The following is a 23,831-nucleotide window of genomic DNA, read 5'->3' on the forward strand; positions in this document are numbered from 1 at the left end:
ATCATTCCTAACTTAATCCGACAAAAAACATCTTTATAAGATCAGAAAAATGTTACTATAAAAAAGTATGACTCGCTGGAAAGCTTATTAATTGAAAAAAATATAACATTAGTGTAGGGGTTGAGCATTTTATAACGTCTATTATGTGAACATGTTTAGAAGGGGGGAGAGAATAATAGCAGATCAAGAGTTGATTGAGTTAGTCAAACTTGGAGATGATGATGCATTTAGACAGCTCGTCGAGAAGTATCGCCAAGATGTATTTCGCACAATTTACAGCATCCTGAAGGATCAGAAGGAAGCTGAAGATGCTGCACAGGAAGTATTCCTTAAAATTTATTACTCTCTCCCTAAATATGAAAACCAAGGATTTAAGACTTGGATAACGAGAATTGCTGTCAATCATTCGATTGATGTTAAGCGAAAACAGCAAAGAAGAAAAGAGGACATTACAGAACAAATCGAGCTGGATACAGGAAAAAAAGACAATGTAGTAGCAGAAGTGCTCATTAGGCAGCAGCGCAAGCTGTTAAGAGAAAAGCTCAACGATATTCCAGATAACTACCGTGATGTTATTTATGGCTACTATATTGCGGAAAAGAGCTATCAGCAATTGGCAGAAGAGCAAAATGTTCAAGTCAAAACAATTGAAACAAAACTGTACCGGGCAAGAATCTGGTTGAAGAAGCATTGGAAGGAGGAGGATTTCTTATGATAACACACTATTCTTTTGAACAATGGCTAGAGTATGCAAAGGATGAACTGGACGAGGGTAATCGTTCACAAATGGAAGACCATCTATATGGATGTGATCATTGTCTTGATTTGTATGTCCAAGCAGTAGAAGCACAAGAACAGGAACTACCGTCTATTTCGGATGTGGAAGCATTCACAGATCAAATCATGCAAAAAATTACACAGGAACAGGCAGAATTAATGGATATACCTGTTGTAAAACCGAAAAAGAAAAAATCATTCTATCAATCCTCTATCTTTCACTACGCAATTGCGGCCAGCATTACACTAGTTTTGATGACGACTGGAGTTTTCCAATCGATTATCAAACATACTGAAAGCATTCAGAAGGCAGAAATGCCAATGAAACAGGAAGAGGTAAAAGTAGGCTTTGTTGATAAAACATTTTCTTGGCTAAATACATTTGATGGGAGTATGAGTATGAAGGAGGAAAAGAAAAAATGAAAAACCCGTTTGCCGCATTTATATTAGCTTTCTTTCCGGGAGGCGGACTATTTTACATTGGAAACCGGATAAGAGGGTCCTTGTATGGAGCAGCTGTATTCGGACTGGCTGTATTCTCGATATTTCTGTTTAGCATGTCTGGATATATGGATGGGGTTGTTGCAGCCGTTATTTTTATTGGCTTTCTCATCTATTGCATAAGCATTTTGGACACTTATATTACAGCTAGCCGCTATTTTAAAAGACAGGTTCTCCCAAGCAGTCAGACAGGTGATGGAACGGAGAGAACAGTGCTTGTAAATACAATAGAATCACAGCGTTTTTACACCATTGTTTTATCCTTTGTGCCTGGTTTAGGACATATTCAATTAGGATTGATGTACCGAGGGATAACTCTATTGTCCACTTTCTTAGGGCTGATTATCATGGTGCTGTTTGTTTCCATATTGACAGGTGCAGGAGAGTTTCTGCTGTTTCTTGCTATCCTGCCGGTCATTTGGGTATATGGATTTTTTGATGTGATGCAGCAGTTTACCAAAAAGCAAAATGGAGAGGAATTGGTTGACCAGACGATTTTCCAAGACTTTGAAAAAAATCGTGAAGACGGAAAGAAAAGCAAAATCATTGCCACTTTTTTATCCATTTTTCCAGGAGCCGGCCATCTTTATTTAGGGTTGCAGCAAAGGGGGCTGCAGCTGATGGCAGCATTCCTGTTTGCAATCTTTTTAATCAATGAGCTTTACTTAGGGATTTTCCTATTTCTAATTCCGATTATTTGGTTCTACAGCTTTTTCGATGGACTCCAAAAAGCATCTAAAATAGGAGAAGTGGAGCTGGAAGATACACCTGTTATCGCCTATTTGACCAATTATCAAAAATGGGTTGGAGTTGGACTTCTTCTTGTAGGCTTCTATTACATGATCGTTAATATCCTGCTTCCTGCCTTTTCTTCAAGGCTGAAAGTATGGCTTGGAATTGATTTGCAATTCTTGTTCTATCATTATTTCCAGACAGGAGTAGTCTGCATCATTCTTATTCTAGGCGGATTGCGGGTGCTTGTCGGCAATAAGAAAAATACAGACAAATAAGCAGTCAGCAAAAAAAGATTGCATAAAGGGGGAGAAGCACGGAATGAGAACATGGAGAGTTGGAACATTTTCGATGGGGTTGTCACTTTTGTTTCTGGGGGTTTTCTTGTTATTGTCGCAAATATTGGATTGGAATATCACAACGGCATTAAAGCTGTGGTGGCCTGTCATTCTTGTAGTCCTTGGGTTGGAAATCCTTGTGTATCTGTTCCTTAGCAAGCAAGAGAAGCCATATTTGAATTTTGACCTTTTCAGCATCGTTATCGTTGGGATATTAGGTACAGCAGGGGTCATCATGGTTTTTTTGCAGACTTCAGGCGTTATGGATTTAATTCAAGATGAAATTAAAAAGGAAGCAATAACATTGGACCTTCCAGCCTTTAACCAAGATATAAGCAAGGATATTAAAAGAGTCGTAGTAGAAGGTGACGGCATAGAGCAATTTAGAGTTGAAGGAATAAACGAAAGAAATGTCTCCATGTTTGGTACATACAGACAAGACAGTACAATCGAAAAGATAGAAAAAGCAGAGGATTATCTTACCATTACGGATAAAGGAGATACACTGTATATTAGGGTGAAGGAGCGTCCGCATCAAACAGGATTGTATGAAGATTATTCAAGTTTGGATGCTACTCTGCTTGTGCCGACAGATGTCCAACTGGAGCTTGCTGATCTTTGGAGCAATATTTCTCTTAATCCAAGAAATTTGAACAGTGATTGGAAAATAGCAGGTACAGGGGAGATCGGATTGGATATTAGAGAGACAGATAATGTTCGTGTCTCCGTCCAAAATACGGACATATACAATAAAGAGGACCAGAATTGGAAGTTTGCTAAGCTGGATAATGACATAGACGGGAACGCGGATTCAGTTAGTGAAGTGGAAGTCACAACGCCTAATGCTACCCTTGAAAAAGGAAAAGCGGAAAATCATATATATGTATCCAATAGTGACACATTGATCTTAAATAATATGAAATAAGAATTTAATCAAACGTTTGTTTAATTTTATAAAACAGGCAAAAGCGGTTGGAACGCCAATTATTAGGGTATAATTGATAGCAGATTTCTAAATCCTGCAGAGCATTTTTCGCAGGATACTAAATATTGCCTAATGAAGTAGTTTTCGTATATGATGTTAGATGGTAGAAACAAGTCATGAAATTATGAAATAGGATGATGGGTATGAAAAGGGCTAGAATTATATATAATCCTACATCAGGCCGGGAAGCTTTTAAGAAGCATTTACCGGAGGTGCTGAAAAAACTGGAGAACGCAGGGTATGAAACATCCTGCCATGCTACGACAGGTCCAGAGGACGCTACAACAGCGGCAAGGATTGCAGTAGAAAGAAGATATGATCTTGTTGTTGCTGCAGGCGGTGACGGGACGATTAATGAAGTAGTAAATGGGCTTGCAGAGCAGGAGTACCGGCCGAAGCTTGGGATTATCCCAGTGGGAACGACTAATGATTTCGCAAGAGCCTTGCATATCCCCCGAGATATTGAAGCTGCTGCCGATATAATTGCAAAAGGAGACACAATTCCTGTTGATATCGGACGGCTGAATGAAGATAAGTACTTCATCAATATTGGCGGCGGAGGCAATTTGACAGAGCTTTCTTATGAAGTGCCAAGCAAGTTAAAAACAATGCTTGGACAGCTTGCCTATTATTTAAAGGGTATGGAAAAGCTGCCTTTCATTAAAGCGACGAAAGTAAAGATAGAATACGACGGCAAATTGTTTGAGGGAGAAGTCATGCTGTTTTTAATTGGGCTGACTAACTCTGTCGGAGGGTTTGAGAAACTTGCGCCAGGCTCTTCCATTAATGATGGTCTATTCTCTTTGCTAATCTTGAAAAAGGCAAATTTAGCTGATTTTATTCGAATCGCTACATTGGCTCTGCGCGGAGAGCATATTAATGATCCAAGCGTTATCTATGTTAATGCCAACCACATTAAAGTAACATCAGAGGAAAAGGTTCAACTAAATCTCGACGGTGAATTTGGCGGGGTTCTTCCAGCTGAATTTGTTAATTTGTACAGACATTTTGAAGTGTTTGTTCCAATAGACAGTATCCGTGATGAGGACCGTCCTGATAAAGAGACAGCAGTAAAAGAAACAGACGAGTAAAGCTATAGAGTGAGGATGACTCACTCTATCCACCACTCTTTTAACCCCCAAAAAAGCCCCTTTTTTCCATTGTTTTCAACTGACCAAAAACGAACAAGGATTATAGATTACAGGAAAAGTATGATACAATTTGTTCGGTATACTTTTTAAAAGATAAATGTAGCAAAGGAAGTAGACAATGAGCAGAACATTGCCCGTTCAAAAGAACGATATAATAGATATAGTATTTGAAGATTTGACACATGACGGCTCTGGTGTAGCAAAAGTTGAAGGTTATCCACTGTTTATCCCCAATGGACTTCCTGGAGAAAAAGCAAAAGTTAAAGTTATTAAAACGAATAAGAATTACGGCTTTGGCAGAATGCTCGAGCTGGAGGAAAAAAGCCCTTACCGAGTGGAAGCACCATGTCCTATTTATAAAGAATGCGGCGGCTGCCAGCTTCAGCATCTTAATTATGAAGGCCAGCTTATAATGAAGCATAAGCATGTCCAGGACGTTCTTACAAGAATCGGGAAAATAGACGCTGTTGTACACCCGACTATCGGGATGAGTGAGCCGTGGCGCTACCGCAACAAAGCACAAGTGCCGATAGGAGAGCATGAAGGCGGACTGATAGGCGGTTTCTATCAGCAGCGCAGCCACCAAATTATCAATATGGAAGCTTGCCTTATTCAACAAGAGGAAAATGATGATGTCGTAAGAGCAGTGAAAGAAATCTGCCAAAAACACGGAGTAAAGGCATATAATGAAGAGCGTCACAAGGGTGAGCTTCGTCATATTATGGCCCGCCGCGGGTTAGTTACCGGTGAAATTATGGTTGTTCTTATCACCAGAACAAATGAAATTACTAACAAAAATAAAATTGTGGATGAAATTGCACAAGCTGTTCCAGGCTTAAAATCAATTATCCACAATGTGAATAACAAAAAAACAAATGTAATTATGGGAGATACGACTAAGGTATTATGGGGACAAGAAACAATCACTGATTATATTGGTGATGTTAAGTTCGCTATTTCTGCCCGTTCTTTCTATCAAGTGAATCCAGAACAGACAAAGGTTCTCTATGAAAAGGCGCTCGAATATGCTAATTTGCAAGGAGAAGAAAGTGTTATTGATGCCTATTGCGGTATAGGCACCATTTCCTTATTCCTCGCTAAAAAAGCGAAAAAGGTATTCGGTGTAGAAATCGTTCCCCAAGCAATAGAAGACGCAGGCAAAAACGCCTTGCTCAATGATATCCACAATGTGGATTTTGCTGTCGGCAAAGCAGAAGAAGTTATCCCCAACTGGTATAAGGAAGGGAATACAGCAGACGTGCTCGTAGTCGATCCGCCAAGAAAAGGCTGTGATGAAGCACTATTGCAGACAATCATTGACATGAAACCGAAAAAGGTCGTATACGTTTCCTGTAATCCGGCAACATTAGCAAGAGATTTACGCGTCCTTGAAGACGGCGGCTATAAAACACTTGAAGTACAGCCTGTGGATATGTTCCCGCAGACAATGCATGTAGAGGCTGTTGCGCAGTTGGTATTAAAATAGAATGCTTCCCGGGTTTCTTTCATGAAATCCGGGATTTATTTTTTTATGCATCTAATTTTAAAGTGCGGGGGAGCTATATGTAGAATTTAAAAGGGGAACTATTAACAGCATAAATAGCAACTAGACTTAGGGATTAATGTGTAAGGATGAAACAATTTATTTTTTTATGGAGTTATTGCTTAAAAACCATTGTTTCTTTCCATCCGAAGACCCCTAATCTTCCTTTTTGCAGTTCTCTAATGATTAATTCGTTTTGCTCTTTTAACAAACGACTTTTTACATCTGCAAGAGGTATGTTTGCTGTTCTTCTTATTTTTTTAGTTGGAGCTATTGCCATCACTATCACCGCCTTGAGTTCATATACGATAAGTAAAGAATTAATCACCTGTGCATCAAGAAATGTGCCCCATTTTTCTCTTAGTCTTATCTAATGATTCTTGCGTTCTATATCTATCTTCAATATCTCATAACCATTTCTCCTCCTCTATGCTTCCGTTAATGAGTAGTTTATTATTCTGTGAACAACAAGATAACTTAAAGGGAAGCCTCTGGTCAAAAGTCGAAATTCCTCGAAAAATAAAGCTATTCAGTTATTGACAGAGCCAATACAGAAACTTATAATTAACCTGTAAATTGAAAGGGTTTTCATTTTTGGGTTATCACTTTATGTGATATTTTTTTGATGTATTGATAAAACGTTTAATCATTTTTTACTTAAATATATAGTTGGTTTTATTCCTATATTTTTTACATAATGATAAAACGTTTAATCAATTTTTTTATGCTGCAAAATTATATAAAAGGTGGGGAAAATGAATGAAAAAATCTTTGTCAGTAATACTAGTTTTCATGTTGATTGTGTTGGCTGCTTGCAATAAACCTGGCAGCAGTTCAACGGGAGGAAATGAAGCAAGTTCTGATTCTTCGAATGACTCTAAACAGGAAAACAGTGCAGAGATAGAACCGGAGGATGGAGCCGAGCTGGTAATGTGGACAAATGGAGATGAAGAAGCAGAATGGTCCAAATTTGTTGCAGAAAAGTACACCGATAAATATGGGGTTCCTGTCAAAATTGAAGAGGTGAGCCATGTGGAGGCTGCCGGGAAACTGGAAACAGACGGACCAGCAGGGCTGGGTGGTGATGTATTTACCGGGGCACATGATCATGTAGGGACAATGAACGCAGCAGGACTAATTTATGAAAACTATTTTGCTGATGAATATAAACAGCGTTTCATGGAAGGAGCCATCACTGGCGTTTCTTCAAAGACAGATGAGGAGATGAAAGTTTATGGATATCCAGTTGGTATTGAAACAATAGGATTATTTTACAACCAAGATTTATTAGATGAGATGGGCTTTAAGCCGGCAGAAACGATGGATGAGCTTATTGACCAATCAAAGCAATTTATGGAAAAGAATCCTAAGTCATACGGATTTATGGTTGAGCCAGGCAACTATTATTTAGTGCATGGGTTTCTTGGAGGATACGGCGGTTATATCTTTGGTGAGGATAATACAAATCCAGAGGACATTGGTTTGAACGGGGAAGGCGGACTTAAAGCTGCAGAGCTGATGACAAAAATACATGATGAAATTCTGCCGCTTAAAAAAGAAGACATTACTGGTGATGTTATCAGTTCCCAGTTTAATGAAGGAAAGTTGCTGTACTATATAACAGGTCCATGGGCAGTAAAAGGGCATCAAGATGCTGGAATTAACTTTGGTGTTAAAACAATGCCTTTATTGGACAATGGGGAACATCCTCAAACCTTCTCGAGTGTTAAATCATTATTTGTAAACGCATACAGCAAATATCCAAAGGCTGCAACATTACTTGCACAATTTGCAACCTCTGACGAAATGCTGCTGGAACGTTATGAAATGACAGGGCAATTACCGCCTGTAAAAACATTGATGGAGAATGAAACAATTAAAGCAGATGAGATGAATGCTGCTTTCTTGGAGCAAGCGCAATATTCTATATCAATGCCTAACATCCCAGCAATGCAGCATGTGTGGGCAAGTATGGAAGTCGCATTTACAGCATTATGGAATGGCCAGTCTGAACCAAAAGAGGCCCTTGATAAAGGTGTTCAGCAAATTAAAGATGCAATTGCTTCACAAACTGAATAGACATGTGTTGAGCCAATGCCTTCTTGGGATTGGCTCAACAGCATAACTAAGGAGGGAATGATAAATGGCAACACCAGAACGGAAGCTGAATGAGGGTCTGCCGACAAACAACGAAAAGGCGGCACCGCCTGTAAAGAAACAGTTCTTTACAAAACCTATGCTTGCAGCAGGTTTATCTGTTCTTTTTATGGGACTCGGACAGCTCTATAATAAACAATACTTAAAGGGATTAACTTTTCTGTTGCTAGAATTGTATCTTCTTATTTTTTGGACAGTGCCCTTCCAATGGGCGATGTGGGGTCTCACAACTTTAGGAGAAACTGTTCAGACTAGACAAGGGTTTGAAATTATTCAAGGAGACCATTCCATCTTTTTAATGATTGAAGGGATATTGTTTCTGATTTCATTCTTGCTGTTCCTGTGGTTTTATTATTTAAATATTCGCGATGCCTACAAGGTTGCTGCTAAAGCAGAAAAAGGCATCAAGCCTAATAATGCGAAACAAATGCTCAAAAACATTTGGGATAATGGGTTTCCTTATATTCTTTTGACTCCCTCTATCCTCTTTACCGCCTTCTTGACCATTTTGCCTTTGCTGTTCGGAGTATTGATTGCTTTTACAAACTACTCAGCACCAAACCATTTGCCGCCGAAGGCTTTAGTGGACTGGGTAGGTTTTGACACGTTTGTTCAACTTTTCAAAATGAAAACATGGAGCGCTACATTTTATGGTGTGTTTTCTTGGACAGTTATCTGGGCTGTTCTAGCGACGATTACAACTTATTTTCTGGGACTTGTTTTTGCTGTTTTGATATCCCAAAAAGGAATAAAACTGAAAAAGTTTTGGAGAAGTATATTTATCTTGCCATGGGCAATTCCACAGTTTGTATCCATTTTAATCTTCCGCAATATTTTTAATGGAGAGTTTGGACCAATTAATAAGTACTTAATGGACTGGGGAATTACAGACCAGGCAATTCATTGGCTTTCAGATCCAATTTTAGCAAAGCTTACACTGGTTATTGTAAACATGTGGTTTGGCTTTCCGTTTTGGATGGTGCTGATGAGCGGTGTTATGACAAGTGTGGATAAGGAAATTTATGAAGCTGCAGAGGTGGATGGTGCTTCTTCTGTACAAAAGTTTTGGAAAATTACAATGCCGCTTATCATGTTCTCAACAGCTCCACTGGCAATCATGTCGTTTGCGAACAATTTTAATAACTTCAACATTATTTACTTAATGACACAGGGTGGACCAGTTAATACTGATTACTCATATGCAGGTTCCACAGATATCTTAATCAGCTGGATTTATAAACTGACATTAGATAATAGCCAGTTTGCTGTTGCATCTGTTGTGTCTATCCTGATTTTCATTATTATCGCGATATTCTCCATCTATAATTTCAGGAAAACACGAGCATTTAAAGAGGAGGATATGATGTCATGATAGGGATATCTTTAAGAGAGAAAATAAGCAAATTTTTCACTTATACTATTTTAGTCATTACAGCCATTTTCGTCTTGTATCCTGTTATTTGGATTATAACTGGATCTTTAAATCCCGGGGATTCACTATTTTCTACAAGTCTCATTCCAGATTCCTTATCATTAAAACACTATGTTTATTTATTCAATGAAACAGATTATTTAAATTGGTATAAAAATACGCTGAAAATTGCTTTTTGGAATATGATTTTATCTACCTTCTTAGTAGTAACAGCAGCATACGCCTTTTCCAGATTCCGCTTTCCAGGCAGGAAGCAGGGGCTGATGACCATGCTTGTCTTGCAGATGTTTCCAGGATTTATGGGAATGATTGCAATCTATATCCTGTTATTGCAGCTTAATCTATTAGACAATCATTGGGGATTGATTTTAGTTTATGCAGGTGGTTCAATTCCATTTAATGCATGGCTCGTAAAGGGTTATTTTGATGGCATGCCGAGAAGCCTGGAGGAAGCAGCAAAGATAGATGGTGCCAGCAATGTGAAAATTTTCTACAAGATTATGATGCCGCTTTCCAAACCAATCTTAGTTTTTGTGGCGGTAACTAACTTCATCGGACCATGGATGGATTTTATTTTTGCCAGATTAGTATTGCGCTCAAGCGAGAAAAAAACATTGGCTATCGGACTTTTTGAAATGGTGACTGGGCGCGGGAACAGTGAATTTACTACATTTGCAGCTGGAGCAGTTCTAGTGGCAGTGCCAATTACTATTCTGTTCTTTATCTTCCAGGATCAGCTGACAGATGGCCTAAAGGCAGGAGCTAATAAAGGTTGATTCCTTTAAAACTGCGCTCATATGGATAAAAAAATAGCTTCTTCTTAGATTGGGAATCTTAGTTATTTATAGGTTTGGCGTGATAAAATACAATTACTCTATAAAGATGGAATGATACAAACCAATTTAAGAACAGCAATTGATTTATATATATGAGAGGAAAGCCATAATGGAGAAACCAACAATTAAAGATATAGCAAGAATGGCTAATGTTTCAATAGGCACTGTTTCCAATGTAATAAACGGAAAAGGAAGATACTCTGTTGAAACAAAGAAGAAAATTGACAAAATCATTAAAGAACTAAACTTTATGCCAAATGTGGCAGCAAGAAGCTTAAAGGATAAATTAAACCCATTAATTGCACTGGTTGTGCCATTTGCCGATAAAGGAGAAGTCTTTGTTAATCCATTTTTTACACAGCTCATTTCTGGTGTTGAAAGCGGAGCAAGAGACAGGAATTTTCATGTGATTGTTGCTGCGGTCAAAGATGAACCTCAATTATCTGTTTTGCTGGAGAAGCAAATAAATGGTTTGATTGTTTTTGGTGCAAATGAAAACCAAGTAATACTGGAAGAGATAAAAAAGCTGAGACTGCCGACGGTTTTTATGGACAGCTATCTTTCTGATCCTGAGCTTTATCAGTTAGTGATAGATGACGAATTGGGAGGATACTTAGCAACGAAATATTTAATCAGCTTAGGGCACAAGTCAATCAATGTTATTGCTGGCAATCTTGATCCTATCGGCAATCCGGCAGAAAAGACAAAAATGAATACAGTCGGCCATTTGCGGCTTTTTGGTCATATAAAGGCATTAGAAGAAGCAGGAATTGAGTTTGACCCAAGCTTAGTTTTTCCACATGAATTTTCAGTAGAGGGCGGTTATACAGCCGCACAGCAAATTATAAAACAAAAGGGGAATTCGACTGCTGTATTTGCTTTTTCAGATATGACAGCCATGGGAGTTATTAAAGGCTTTTATGATCTCGGTGCCTCTGTGCCAAATGATTTCTCTGTAGTAGGATTTGATGATTTGTACTTCTCGGAATATTTAACACCAGGATTGACAACTGTTAGACAGGATATTTATGGAAGAGGTCATTCTGCTGTAAAACTTCTCATCGATCAAATAGAGGAAAAGACTATGGAACACAATCGCAAAATAATTTCTCCAGTCAGTCTAAAGATTAGGCAAAGCACGGCTTCGTTCAATAGCTAATCTTATAGGAGCAAAAACGTAGAAAAGCTTCTGTAAGGCACACTGACGCATATCCCCTTATCCTAAAGGGAGGGATAACTTGTTATGTTAAAAGAAGCGATTTTCCATAGACCTATAAATAATTTTGCTTATGCTTATGATAAAGAAAAACTGCATATACGTCTCCGTGCTAAAAGAAATGATTTAACGAAAGCCTATTTAATTTATGGTGACCCATATGAGTGGAGCGAGGATGGCTGGCAAAATCGGACAAAACCGATGCATCTGGAAGGAACAGACGAATTATTTGATTATTGGTTTGTGGAGATAAAGCCGGAATACCGCCGTTTGCGGTATGGTTTTGAGTTATATTCAGGGAATGATTTACTCATTCATGGAGAAGGTGGCTTTAAAAACCATTATCCGAAGGAAATAAGCTTTTACTACTGTTTTCCATTTTTAAATGAGACAGATGTCTTTCATGCTCCAGATTGGGTGCAGGATACAGTCTGGTATCAAATTTTTCCTGAGAGATTTGCAAACGGAAATCCTGAATTAAATCCAAAAGAGGCACTAGCTTGGGGAAGTGAAGAGCCAAAGCCAGACAGCTTCTTTGGCGGAGATTTTGAAGGAATTATCGAACACATAGACCATTTAGTTGACCTAGGGATAACGGGAATTTACTTCACACCTATCTTCCAATCCTTCTCCAATCATAAATATGACACAATTGACTATATGGAGATTGATTCCCAATTTGGTGATAAAGAAACGTTTAAAAGATTAGTAGAAATCTGTCATCAAAAAGGCATTAAAGTGATGCTGGATGCTGTTTTTAATCATAGCGGCCTCTTTTTTGCTCCGTTCCAGGACGTTTTAACAAATCAAGAAGCATCTGTTTACAAAGACTGGTTTCACTTTAGAGAATTTCCTGTAAAACCATTGCCAGTTCCTAATTATGATACATTTGCCTTTACGCATATGATGCCTAAACTGAATACAGAAAACCACGAAGTAAAAGAATATTTGCTGGAAGTGGGCCGCTATTGGATAAGAGAATTTGATATTGACGGCTGGCGTCTTGATGTGGCAAATGAAGTGGACCACCAATTTTGGCGTGAGTTTAGAAAAGCAGTGAAAGAAGTAAAACCAGATGCATATATCCTCGGTGAAGTTTGGCATGATTCTATGCCTTGGCTTCAAGGAGACCAATTTGACGCAGTAATGAATTATCCTTTTACAGAAGCAGTGTTAGGCTACTTAGCAAAGGATGAGCTCCATGCAGAGGAATTTGCAGAAAAAATTACAACTGTTCTTACAGCCTACCCCAAAAATGTTAACCAAGCTGCATTTAATTTGCTAGGCAGTCATGACACACCAAGAATATTAACAGTCAGCAATAACAGCAAAGAAAAGTTAAGATTGTTGTTCTTATTTCAGCTGTCCTTTATGGGAAGTCCTTGTATTTATTATGGAGATGAAATTGGTCTGACTGGAGAAAATGACCCTGGCTGCCGCAAGTGCATGGTGTGGGAAGAAGCAGACCAGGATCGTAATCTGTTTGACTTTGTTCAAAAACTGATAGAGCTTCGAAAAAACATAGCTGCTTTTGGCAGCAATGGCGACTTTCAGATACTTGAAGCAAACCGGCAGACAAACCACATCGTCTACAAAAAACAAACCAAGACAGAAACGCTTCTTATAACTATCAACAACTCTAATGACTCGATTGCAGTGTCTATTCCATACGATTTTACGGACAAAAATCCTGTAGATCTATGGAGTGGCACGCAAATGGAAGAGAATTCGAGGATTAATTTAGATCCATATGGGTTTTCTATAATCATGCTGAAATAAAATAATGTTGAAAAGCTTGTGGATAAAGCTATCAACACTTAAATGAAATTAGTTGAAAGTCTCCTGTTGTGGATGGGGGGCTTTTTTTGTGGATATCTTCTTATTAATTAGAAGATATCCACAATGTAATCAATAGTTTCTATTTTCTCTAAAGGGATAAATTATAAAAGTGTCATTATTTTGTCAAAAAGCAATAGTTAGCAATTAGAAAAGGAATAGTATACTTTAAAATAATAGAATTTCTCCTCTATAAGAAGAATTAGCCGAATAGACTGATTTTCTTCATAGAGGTTTTTTAGTGTCTATAGGTTTCTCAGGGACACATATCAAGAAGAGGGAGGTAGAAAATGAATATAGTAATTAATAGAATTAATGAACATTTAAGAAGACTATCACCAGCACATAAATCACTTGCTAACTATATACTGAATAATCCAGATCAGGTTGAAAGCATGACAGCAAGAGATTTAGCTAAAAGGACACATAATGTTCCAAGTACAGTAATTTCTTTTTCTAAAAAAATTGGTTTTAAAGGATTTAACGAATTAAAATTTCAATATTTAAATGATGAGCAAAATAATCATTCTATCAATGAAGAAATCATTTATTCTTTTAAGAAAGCGGAGCAAGTGACAAAGAATCAAGCTTTTATAGATGCTGTTCAGCTGTTAATTTCTGCACGTAAGATATTTATTATGGCGTTTCAGATGTCCCAAATACCAGCAAAAGACTTTTATTTTAGAATGAGAAAGATAGAGCCAGCAAAAATGATTTTCTTTGATTCGTATGCAGATCAATTCCGAATGGCGTCTCTCATGGAGGAAAAGGATGTTATTCTAATTGTATCTAACAGTGGTGAATCTGATGAAATACTTGATATTGAAAGAGAGTTAAGTAAAAAAAACTGTAGGCAAATATTAGTGACGAATGGAGTTAATAGTTCTCTAGCTAAATATGCAACTATTGAATTAAGCATTGGTTATTTAGAGGAAAATCCAATTCTGTTTAAGGAAGCTCCTACAACAGCTAGATATGCTTTAATTTATCTGTTAGAGAAACTATATTTAAACATTCTACATGCTAATTATGATGAATCATTTCAGCGAATAAAAGAAACGAGTCAGTTCTTTAAATATTGATATGGTATTAGACAAATGATAAAATTTGTCTTTTTTTTAAAAGGAGTGCGAACAAATTTCCAAAAGTTATTAAGCCATTGAAAATCTGTTTCTATGTCTGTACTATCTATTTTAGAAAGCGCTTTCTAAAATCTCTTGATTCAATGGAGGAGTAAACATGGCAGTTAAGTTTTTTGTTGCAGTGACTGGTTGTGCAGCAGGGATAGCACATACGTATATGGCGCAAGGGGCGCTGGAAAAAGCAGCAGAAGAATTAGGAATAACAGCAAAGGTTGAAACTCAAGGAACAATTGGTACAGAGAACGAATTAACAGAGCGAGAAATTGAGCAGGCTGATGTAGTTATTATTGCAGCAGATATCCATGTTGATAAAAGCCGTTTTGTAGGGAAAAAAATACTTGAAGTAGATACAAATCAGGTATTAAAAGATGCAAAGAGTTTGATTGAAACTGCTTCAGAAAAAGCTGTGCTATTCAGTGGAAAAGGAATGAAAGTCGGAAAGAACATGGAAGTGGGTTCATCATCAAACAAAGTGGTCAAGTTCCTAATGTCAGGCTTAACGGACATGATTCCTATTGCAATAGCGGCAGGGTTACTGCTAGCTTTTGCGAATACATTTGCTTTTCAACCAGATCCAAATAATGCTGATCTAGTTGTCTGGGGATTCTCCGATGATGCGAAGGGAATGTTTTTCTCAAAGCTATTCGATTTAGGGAAAATAGGCTTTACTTTAATGATTCCAATATTTGCGGCAGGAGTTGCTAGAGCAATTGGAGACAAGCCGGCTGTTGCTCCTGCTTTTATTGCAGGATATATGATTAATGATGCAGGGTTCTTAGGAACAGAGACAGGGGCCGGCTTTTTGGGAGCGATTATTGTTGGCTTTGGCGTTGGCTACCTTGTCCGTTTGTTGAAGAGTATCCCTTGGCCAAATATGCTTAAACCTGTTGTGCCTATTTTGATTATCCCGCTCATCTCAACTTTTATTTCGTTTATTGTCATCTACTACTTAATCGGACAGCCAGTAGCTTTAGGTATGAATTCTCTCTATACCTTTATTAATGATATTACAAAAAATTACGCTGCTGCTCCTATCATATACGGAGCAATATTAGGCGGCATGATGGGAGTGGATTTAGGAGGTCCAATCAATAAAACAGCAATATTAGTTTCCCAAGCGATTTTTGTTGATACGATGGCGCAATTTGGGCCAGATGGGGTTAATGCCATTCCGCAAGCAGCGGCATGCTCTGCGATTGCAGTAGCGCCACTAGGAGCAGCGTTTGCTACATGGCTGTTTAAAAAATATTTTACGACAGATGAACGCGCACTGGGATCTTCAGCGTTTGTTATGGGGATTGTGGGCATTACTGAGGGAGCAATACCTTTTGCAGCAGCACATCCTAGTCTAATCATAGCTAATACAATATCATCAGCAATTTCAGGGGCATTTATTGCTGCTGTTGGAATACAATTTTACGGCGGAATTGGTTCACCGCTAGGAGCCTTTATAGGGTATACAACAGGTCCAACCCTTGCCTGGCTATGGTGGATTTTGATTATTTTATTTTCTGCATTAATTAATGCGGTACTGTACAGAATGACATTAAGAAAGCGGGTAATTGTAAATGGCTGAGATTTTTAATGAGAATAATATTTTTATAGTTGAAGACAATTTGGAAGATAAGGAACAGTTATTTAAACTTATTGCAAATGATGCATATAATTTGGGATATGTAAAATCAAATGAGGAATGCTTTAGGGGTCTTTTAACACGTGAAAGTCAACAGACTACAGGATTTCAAGATGGATTTGCTATACCTCATTGTAAAGATCAAACTGTACAAAATCCAAGATTATTAATATACAAAACCTCACCTATTCCGTGGAACAGTCTTGATGGACAGGCAATCGTGTTTTCTTTTGTTCTGTTGATACCTGAAGATTCTGCTAAAGAGCATTTGCGATATTTAGCTAAAATTTCAAAGTCATTAATAGATGAATCATTTCGGCAAAGATTGAAAACAGCTGATAAAACAACCATTCATCAATTAGTTTGCAGGAACTTGGAGGTGTAAAATGAGTAAAGTTCATATCGTTAACCATACTCATTGGGATCGGGAATGGTATTTTACAACAGCAGATGCTTTAGTGTTAAGTGAGAGTTGTTTTACACATGTTCTAGATGAGCTAAACAATAATCAGGATGCAATGTTCTGTTTGGATGGGCAAACGTCTATTTTAGATGATTATGTAAGATTAAAGCCTGAGCGTGCCAAACAAATTAAATCCTTTATAAAGCAGGGACGATTAGCTATTGGCCCATGGTATACGCAGACAGATGCTTTTTTTGTAAATGCAGAGTCTATTATCCGAAATCTAACTATTGGTATTAGAGACAGTCTGAAGTATGGGGGATACATGAACGTAGGCTATTTGCCAGATACATTTGGATTTAACGCACAAATGCCTACTATTTTAAAGAATTGTGGCATAGACAACATTGTTTTTTGGAGAGGTATTAATTTTAAAAAACATGCTATTGGACCCTATTTTAAATGGCAGGGTCTTGGAGGCCAAGAAATAATTGCTGTTAATTTAGTAGACGGGTATGGTGCAGCGGCACATCTTCAGGATACAGATGAGTATATTGCAAAGAGACTAGTTCCAGTTACAAATAAACTAAAGCAATTAACGGACAGTGATGAGATTATAATGGCGTCAGGCGGAGACCAACTGGATATTATTCAAGATTTGCCTCAGAAATTAACAACTATAAATAAACAAACGAAAGACTGCTATGAAGTAAGCACATATGCACATTTTCTTGAATACCTCAGGCAACAAAAAAATCTGAAACTATACATCGGTGAACTTAGAGAACCTTGCGAATCCCGTGTGCATAAGTCGATAGGTTCAGTAAGATATGATATTAAGCTTAATAGCTTTTTGCTGGAGCAAAAGCTTCTGTACCGTGTTGAACCCATGATGGCTATTGCTAGGGCAAAGGGAATTCATATTGGAGAAAAATTACTTTCAGTAGCTTGGAAAAAGTTACTTGAGGGCCATGCGCATGACAGTATGGGAGGATGCATATCAGATGATGTAGCAACTGATGTACTTCATCGCATGAAAGAAGCAAACGAAATTGCTGACGGCATCGAAAATATGATTAAGAAGCGATTATCTGAACAGATGCAGTTAACCGAACAAGAGTTATTGATTGTTAATACAACACCTTTTCCATTTAGTGGTTTAAGAATCATAGAATTTATGAGTCCTTCAAAAAATATTAAACTAGTGGACTGTGAGGATGCTGTTATACTAGAGGCAATCTATTATGAAGGTAGGAGTAACATCCTCTTAGAAACACCGAAAGGACCAAGGTATATACAGGAAGAACCTTACTACATGCTGAGGGTGCTAGCTCCTATTGAGCTACCAAGTATGGGCTATCGTGTCATTAAATACGAAAACTCTAATCATTCACTATTAGAGTTGGAATCATCTAGTGATACGTCTATTGCTAATAAATATTGCAAAATTTTCTTCGAAGAGGACCAACTCAAGCTAACTACTCATTTTGGTAAAACTATCGACAACTTTATAGAGTTTGAAGACTGTGCAAATGATGGAGATACTTATGACTTCTCTCCGTTGAAAGGCGATATACCAAAACTGCTTTCATTAGAACTTAAAAAAGTTAGGAAATCTTCACTTATGGAAATGATGACATTAGAAGGTACTTTTCATTTACCACTAAATTTAAAAGAGAGACTCAAAGAAAATGGTAGAACAGGTACGCTTTCTATTAAGTTGCAAATTAGCTTGCTGAAAGACGTAGATCGGGTTGAGTGCGTATGTATAGTAGACAATCAAGTATATACCCATCGGTTGCGTGCAAAAATTAACACAAATATAAAGGCAAAAGAAACAATCTCATCGGTGCCCTTCGGTTTCATTAATCGTCCAGTTTTAAACGGTGATCCAGTAGACTGGGAAAATGAATATGTGGAAATCCCAACAGATATAGAACCTTACGATGCTTCTGTAGCAGTGGAGAGCAACGAATACCATTTCACTGTGTTCAGCAAGGGGATGAAGGAATATCAATTTATTGAAGATAGTTTTTACCTGACATTATTTGCATCGACAAGTCAGCTAGGGAAACCGGACCTACTTTATAGACCTGGACGTGCTTCTGGAGATACAACAAAAAAAGGGCATGTAATGATTCCAACCCCAAAAGCAGAACTGATTGGAACACACCAATTTAACTTTGCTTTTCGAATTGCAGAAGATAAGTATGATGAGGAATCTACTGCAAAGTGTTGGGAGGACTACACTGTAGAGCATATAAGCTATCAATCTCAAACACTAAATAAGTTTATTCATCGTCTCGATAATAAGCTTCAGCCTCGTGAACAAGGACAACAGCTATCCTATGCTTTTTCATTATTGGAAGTACCTAAAGACAATCATTTCAGCAGTTTGTCCCCGTCTCTGTATGAAGATAATGCATTTTTATTAAGGTTGAAAAACCCAACAGATAAATTTAAACGTCTAACCGACTATAAATTTACAAGTTTTACAAAGATAGCTAAAGTAAATTGTATTGAAGAATTACTAGAAGAGGATGAGTATATTATTCCTCCATATGATATGTTGACTCTTAAACTTTGGCTGTAAACATTTAAAGTGAAAAGCATAGTTTATGCCATTGGAGAGAGTTTAACTTTAACCATTAGACCAATTCATTAACTCTGAAAAAAATCTCATATATGAAAAAACAATATCACCGAAAACAGATATTGTTTTTTTTGTCGAATTTCCACTTTATTTTGCCAGATTATTGAAATATAAATATGTAAGCGCTATAATTATATTATGGAACAACGTACCACATCGTGGAACGCTAAAAGAGGTGATGGATAGAGAAATTATTTTTTACCATTAAAAATGTAAGCGTATTCCAACTATTGAAAAGCAGCAGTATGACTTTAGCAGTAATGTTTTTCTGGCTTTATCTATCGTTAAATACTAAACAAGCAAGAAGAATTGGATGACGCGTTTAATGGTATTTGGAAAGGACTAAAATCCTTTTACAGAACTGTATAAGCTATTAGACTACATAATTACTTATATTATATGCAGCGTCTTTTTCGATTGCTTAATTACCTATATGGAAAGGTAAGGATGCCGAATGAAAATCATGAAGTCGATTGAGAAGATTCCAGGGGGCCTAATGCTGGTTCCGTTGTTTTTAGGAGCTATTATTCATACGTTTGCACCAAAATCAGGAGAGTATTTCGGTTCATTTACGAATGGGCTGATGACAGGTACAATTCCCATTCTTGCTGTTTGGTTTTTCTGCATGGGGGCAGGGATTAATTTAAAGTCGACAGGAGTAGTTTTGCGGAAATCAGGAACGCTGCTGGTGACAAAGATTGGGGTTGCATGGATTGTTGCCCTTGTGGCCGGAGCATTTTTGCCGGAAGGCGGAGTGCAGACAGGCTTTTTTGCCGGGTTTTCGATTCTGACACTTGTTGCGGCGATGGATATGACAAATGGTGGTTTATACGCGTCGATGATGCAGCAATATGGAACAAAGGAGGAGGCTGGGGCATTTGTTTTGATGTCGCTGGAATCCGGTCCTCTTGTGACGATGCTTATTCTTGGTTCAACAGGAATAGCGTTTGAGCCTCAGGCATTCGTCGGAGCGGTGCTTCCATTTTTGATTGGGTTTATTTTAGGTAATCTAGATTCTGATTTCAGAAATTTTTTCAGCAAAGCTACACATACGATGATTCCGTTCTTTGGATTTGCGTTAGGTAATACGATTGATCTTGGCGTTATTGTGAAAACTGGCTTTGCCGGTATTTTACTAGGCATTCTTGTCATTGTTGTTACAGGCATTCCGTTAATGCTGGCTGACAAATATATTGGCGGAGGAAACGGAACGGCCGGAATTGCTGCATCAAGTACTGCTGGAGCAGCGGTTGCTAACCCGATGATTATTGCTAGCATGAAGCCTGAATTTATGCCAATTGCCCAGTCTGCAACGGCACTGGTCGCTGCATCTGTAATTGTTACGTCTATCCTAGTGCCGATATTGACTGCTTCCTGGTATAAATATATGCAAAAGAAAAATAAAACAAGCAGCGGTAGCGGCTTGGACTCACGGGCAATTTAGGAGCAGTTTCTTCCTATATATATAGAAGGAGTTGGTGAATGATGAGCAGGATTGTCACTGTAGGTGAACCGATGGCCCTTTTTGCTGCAGAGTATGAGGGGCTGTTGGAGGAAGCAGAGAAATTTAGTCGGTTTGTAGCAGGCGCAGAAGTAAACTTTTCAATTGGAATGGCTCGGCTAGGTCATCAAGTAACTTATATAACTAAGCTTGGAAATGATCCGTTTGGTAAAAATATTCAAACATTTTTAGAAAAGAACAATATTGATACTAGTTTTGTTTCCTATGATGATAAGCATGTTACAGGTATGCAATGGAAGCAAAAGGTTGTTAAGGGAGATCCAGAGGTGTTCTCTTTAAGAAAAAACTCAGCAGCCTCAAATATGGATATTCAATCAATCAGCTCCTTGCAGTTTGAGGATTTCGATCATCTGCATTTAACAGGCATTCCTCCCGCTTTATCTCCAAGCTGCCGGGAGTTGGTTTATGAATTGGCACAAAATGCTAAGCGATCAGGAGTACCGATATCGTTTGATCCTAATATTAGACCAGCTCTCTGGCCGGATAAACAAGAGATGGTTAAAGTGATTAATAACGTTGCAGTACTAGCAGATATTGTCTTCCCGGGAATGGAAGAGGGAAGGATTTTGACAGGCAGAGAAACGCCAGAGGGAATAGCCCAATTCTATCATGATGCTGGAGTAAAGACAGTAGTCATTAAACTCGGACCTCAAGGTGCTTTTACAAGCTCATTAGATAAGAGTTTCTATACAAAAGGCTTTAAGGTCAGCAAGGTGATTGATACGGTAGGGGCAGGCGATGGATTTGCGGTTGGGGTTACAAGTGCATTGCTGGAAAATCTGCCTTTGGAAGAAGCCATTATAAGAGGTACAGCCATCGGCGCACTTGCCGTGATGTCCCCTGGAGATAATGATGGACTGCCGGACAGGGAAAATCTGAATGCCTTTATGGAACTTAAATTAAACAGATAAACATAAAAAAAGAGCAATGGAATGCCTTGATAGGCAATCCTTGCTCTTTTTTTATGTTTATGAGCTGATCCAGCCGAAGTGCCGGGAAATTTCTGTACTGTATTGCTTTACTTTATCAACCAAGATGTCATTAACAGCATCCATTGTAACCCTTGTACTAGGGCCTGAGATGCTAAAGCTTGCGATAATGTTGCCTTCATGATTGTAAATAGGAGCGGCAATACAGCGTAAGTCTTTTTCATTTTCGATATTATCCAGTGCAAAACCTTGCAATTTCACCTTTTCAATTTCTTCTCGAAGACTTTCCTTTGAAGTAATAGTGGCAGGTGTCTTGCTGATGAATTCGATTTTGGACAGCAGTTCTTCCTGGATATCAGAATCAAGCCCTGATAACAGTACCTTGCCGACCGCTGTACAGTACATTGGCGCCCTGCTGCCGATACGGGAAAACATACGGATTGTTTGAGTGCTTTCAATCTTGTCCACATAAAGGACTTCTTCGCGATCTTTAATACATAGATGGATTGTTTCGTTTACTTCATTTGACAATTTAGAAAGAAAAGGCCTTGCTGTTTGGACGAGGGTATTGCTGTTTAAGAAGTTCCTAGCGAGAAACAGTGTCTGCAAACCTAATTTATATTTGTCCGTATCTGCATTCTTTTCCACATAGTTCATGTTTGTCAATGTTGCTAAGAGCCGGTGCACAGTGCTTTTGGAGAGTCCAACCTGTTCAGACAGCCGGGCGATTTGAAGTCCGTCTGGATATTCAGCCAGTTTGTTTAAGATGGTTAATGCTCTTTCAAGTGATTGAACGTTTGACATAGTTTTTACCTCTTCATCTAAGTCGGAATAGGACCATTTAAATCTATATTACGCCACATCCAATCTTTTGTAAATTAACGGATTAGCAGTAAAAATGACGGAAACAGGGATATATTTTAGGTTTTTCCTACTATAAAAATAGGTCTATAACCACTTTTTCGACAAATATGCACAAAAAACCCGCCTTTACAAAACCTTTACAAATGATTCAAACAGCATTAATAGTTTTCCCTTATTCTAATTCTTGTAGGACAAATCCAACATATCCTTAGGGGGAATTAAAGAAATGAAAAGTTTGAAAAAGCTAAGCCTGCTTCTGCTAGTTGCAGCACTAATGGCGTTCATTGCTGCATGCGGAGGAAATAACGACACAAGTGGATCTAACAATGATGATAATGGTTCAGAAGAAGAAGCACTGTCAGGCACTTTGACAATTTCAGGTTCATCTGCAATGCAACCATTGGTAGCAGCTGCTGCTGAAGAGTTTATGGCTGAGAATCCAGAAGTTGATATCCAAGTTAATGCTGGTGGTTCTGGTACAGGCTTATCACAAGTTTCTGAAGGTTCCGTTGATATTGGAAACTCTGACGTTTTCGCTGAAGAAAAAGAAGGAATTCCTGCTGATGAGCTAGTTGACCACAAAGTTGCTGTAGTTGGTATGACAGCTGCTGTTAACCCATCTGCTGGAGTTAAAGATATAACTAAAGAAGATTTAATTAAAGTATTTACAGGTGAAATCACTAACTGGAAAGACCTTGGCGGAGCTGATCAAAAAATCACTCTAGTAAACCGTCCTGATTCTTCTGGTACACGTGCTACTTTCAATAAATATGCATTAGACGGCGCTACACCTGCTGAAGGAGTTACAGAAGACTCTTCAAACACAGTTAAGAAAATCATCTCTGAAACAGAAGGAGCTGTAGGTTACCTTGCACTTTCTTACTTCACTGATGACACTGTAACACCACTTGCAATTGACGGTGTAGAAGCTACAGATGAAAACGTAAAATCTGGTAAATTCCCAGTTTGGGCTTACCAACATGCTTATACAAAAGGTGAACCTACTGGACTTGCTAAAGCGTTCCTTGACTACATGGCTGCTGATGAGCAAAAGCAATTGATTGAAGATCAAGGTTACATTCCTGGTGGCGACATGGACGTAGAGCGTGACGCTGAAGGAAATCAAAAATAAACGAAATAAGTAGGGGGCAATGCCAAGTTGGCGTTAGCCCCATTATGAC

20 protein-coding genes are annotated in these 23,831 nt (G+C 38.2%); 18 read left to right on the plus strand and 2 right to left on the minus strand.

All coding sequences use genetic code 11. The annotated features are described in order from the left end of the window. The first annotated feature begins 151 nt into the window (after positions 1-151). From MKX82_RS02160 to rlmD, 6 genes are all read left to right on the plus strand, one after another. Positions 152-715: an RNA polymerase sigma factor gene (locus MKX82_RS02160; RefSeq protein ID WP_233316218.1), complete on the plus strand. Its 564-nt coding sequence runs from the start codon at positions 152-154 to the stop codon at positions 713-715. Beyond that, positions 712-1,200 (plus strand): anti-sigma factor family protein, encoded by a 489-nt coding sequence (locus MKX82_RS02165; RefSeq protein ID WP_341074766.1) that lies wholly within the window; start codon positions 712-714, stop codon positions 1,198-1,200. The genes MKX82_RS02160 and MKX82_RS02165 overlap by 4 nt, the downstream gene beginning before the upstream one ends. Further along, complete coding sequence (locus MKX82_RS02170) at positions 1,197-2,288, plus strand: hypothetical protein (RefSeq protein ID WP_233316222.1); 1,092 nt, start codon at positions 1,197-1,199, stop codon at positions 2,286-2,288. The genes MKX82_RS02165 and MKX82_RS02170 overlap by 4 nt, the downstream gene beginning before the upstream one ends. A gap of 43 nt (positions 2,289-2,331) precedes the next feature. Next, on the plus strand, positions 2,332-3,273 hold the full coding sequence (locus tag MKX82_RS02175) for a hypothetical protein (protein ID WP_341074769.1): 942 nt from the start codon (positions 2,332-2,334) through the stop codon (positions 3,271-3,273). Between the two features lie 203 nt (positions 3,274-3,476). Continuing rightward, positions 3,477-4,424 (plus strand): diacylglycerol kinase, encoded by a 948-nt coding sequence (locus MKX82_RS02180; protein WP_233316227.1) that lies wholly within the window; start codon positions 3,477-3,479, stop codon positions 4,422-4,424. 178 nt (positions 4,425-4,602) lie between these two features. Beyond that, the gene (gene rlmD / locus MKX82_RS02185) at positions 4,603-5,970 is read left to right on the plus strand and encodes a 23S rRNA (uracil(1939)-C(5))-methyltransferase RlmD (protein WP_251647187.1); all 1,368 of its coding nucleotides are present in this window, start codon (positions 4,603-4,605) and stop codon (positions 5,968-5,970) included. A gap of 172 nt (positions 5,971-6,142) precedes the next feature. Here rlmD and MKX82_RS02190 read toward each other — a convergent pair whose 3' ends face one another. Then, a complete protein-coding gene (locus tag MKX82_RS02190) occupies positions 6,143-6,307 on the minus strand; it encodes a hypothetical protein (RefSeq protein ID WP_341074772.1) in 165 nt (54 codons plus the stop codon). Between the two features lie 479 nt (positions 6,308-6,786). On the opposite strand from MKX82_RS02190, the gene MKX82_RS02195 reads away from it, so the two are divergent. The 11 genes from MKX82_RS02195 to MKX82_RS02245 all read left to right on the plus strand — a co-directional run bounded on the left by MKX82_RS02195 (position 6,787) and on the right by MKX82_RS02245 (position 21,768). Beyond that, positions 6,787-8,106, plus strand: a complete 1,320-nt coding sequence (locus MKX82_RS02195; RefSeq protein WP_341074774.1) for a sugar ABC transporter substrate-binding protein — start codon at positions 6,787-6,789, stop codon at positions 8,104-8,106. 157 nt (positions 8,107-8,263) lie between these two features. Then, the gene (locus tag MKX82_RS02200; protein ID WP_233316402.1) at positions 8,264-9,556 is read left to right on the plus strand and encodes a carbohydrate ABC transporter permease; all 1,293 of its coding nucleotides are present in this window, start codon (positions 8,264-8,266) and stop codon (positions 9,554-9,556) included. Continuing rightward, the gene (locus MKX82_RS02205; RefSeq protein ID WP_251647189.1) at positions 9,553-10,392 is read left to right on the plus strand and encodes a sugar ABC transporter permease; all 840 of its coding nucleotides are present in this window, start codon (positions 9,553-9,555) and stop codon (positions 10,390-10,392) included. The genes MKX82_RS02200 and MKX82_RS02205 overlap by 4 nt, the downstream gene beginning before the upstream one ends. Before the next feature lie 169 nt (positions 10,393-10,561). Beyond that, positions 10,562-11,611 carry a LacI family DNA-binding transcriptional regulator gene (locus MKX82_RS02210; protein WP_341074777.1) on the plus strand — a complete coding sequence of 350 codons (1,050 nt, stop codon included), beginning with the start codon at positions 10,562-10,564 and terminating at the stop codon, positions 11,609-11,611. Between the two features lie 84 nt (positions 11,612-11,695). Beyond that, positions 11,696-13,447, plus strand: coding sequence for an alpha-glycosidase (locus MKX82_RS02215; protein ID WP_341074778.1), 1,752 nt, complete (start codon positions 11,696-11,698; stop codon positions 13,445-13,447). 347 nt (positions 13,448-13,794) lie between these two features. After that, positions 13,795-14,586, plus strand: a complete 792-nt coding sequence (locus MKX82_RS02220; protein WP_341074780.1) for a MurR/RpiR family transcriptional regulator — start codon at positions 13,795-13,797, stop codon at positions 14,584-14,586. 157 nt (positions 14,587-14,743) lie between these two features. Beyond that, positions 14,744-16,222, plus strand: a complete 1,479-nt coding sequence (locus MKX82_RS02225) for a PTS fructose transporter subunit IIC (RefSeq protein ID WP_233316240.1) — start codon at positions 14,744-14,746, stop codon at positions 16,220-16,222. Further along, positions 16,215-16,664: a PTS sugar transporter subunit IIA gene (locus tag MKX82_RS02230; protein ID WP_341074784.1), complete on the plus strand. Its 450-nt coding sequence runs from the start codon at positions 16,215-16,217 to the stop codon at positions 16,662-16,664. The genes MKX82_RS02225 and MKX82_RS02230 overlap by 8 nt, the downstream gene beginning before the upstream one ends. Position 16,665: 1 nt before the next feature. Further along, positions 16,666-19,275 (plus strand): glycoside hydrolase family 38 N-terminal domain-containing protein, encoded by a 2,610-nt coding sequence (locus MKX82_RS02235; protein WP_341074786.1) that lies wholly within the window; start codon positions 16,666-16,668, stop codon positions 19,273-19,275. A gap of 514 nt (positions 19,276-19,789) precedes the next feature. Then, positions 19,790-20,779, plus strand: coding sequence for a 2-keto-3-deoxygluconate transporter (kdgT, locus tag MKX82_RS02240; protein WP_233316243.1), 990 nt, complete (start codon positions 19,790-19,792; stop codon positions 20,777-20,779). Positions 20,780-20,820: 41 nt separating this feature from the next. Further along, complete coding sequence (locus tag MKX82_RS02245; RefSeq protein WP_411411481.1) at positions 20,821-21,768, plus strand: sugar kinase; 948 nt, start codon at positions 20,821-20,823, stop codon at positions 21,766-21,768. Between the two features lie 57 nt (positions 21,769-21,825). On the opposite strand, the gene MKX82_RS02250 is transcribed toward MKX82_RS02245, so the two are convergent. Then, entirely contained in the window at positions 21,826-22,590 is a 765-nt protein-coding gene (locus MKX82_RS02250; protein ID WP_237940642.1) for an IclR family transcriptional regulator, read from the minus strand. Between the two features lie 286 nt (positions 22,591-22,876). On the opposite strand from MKX82_RS02250, the gene MKX82_RS02255 reads away from it, so the two are divergent. After that, complete coding sequence (locus MKX82_RS02255; RefSeq protein WP_233316246.1) at positions 22,877-23,782, plus strand: phosphate ABC transporter substrate-binding protein; 906 nt, start codon at positions 22,877-22,879, stop codon at positions 23,780-23,782. Positions 23,783-23,831: the final 49 nt, after the last annotated feature.

It is taken from the genome of Niallia sp. FSL R7-0271 (genome assembly GCF_038005785.1).
In the GTDB taxonomy this organism is placed as follows: Bacteria; Bacillota; Bacilli; order Bacillales; family Cytobacillaceae; genus Niallia.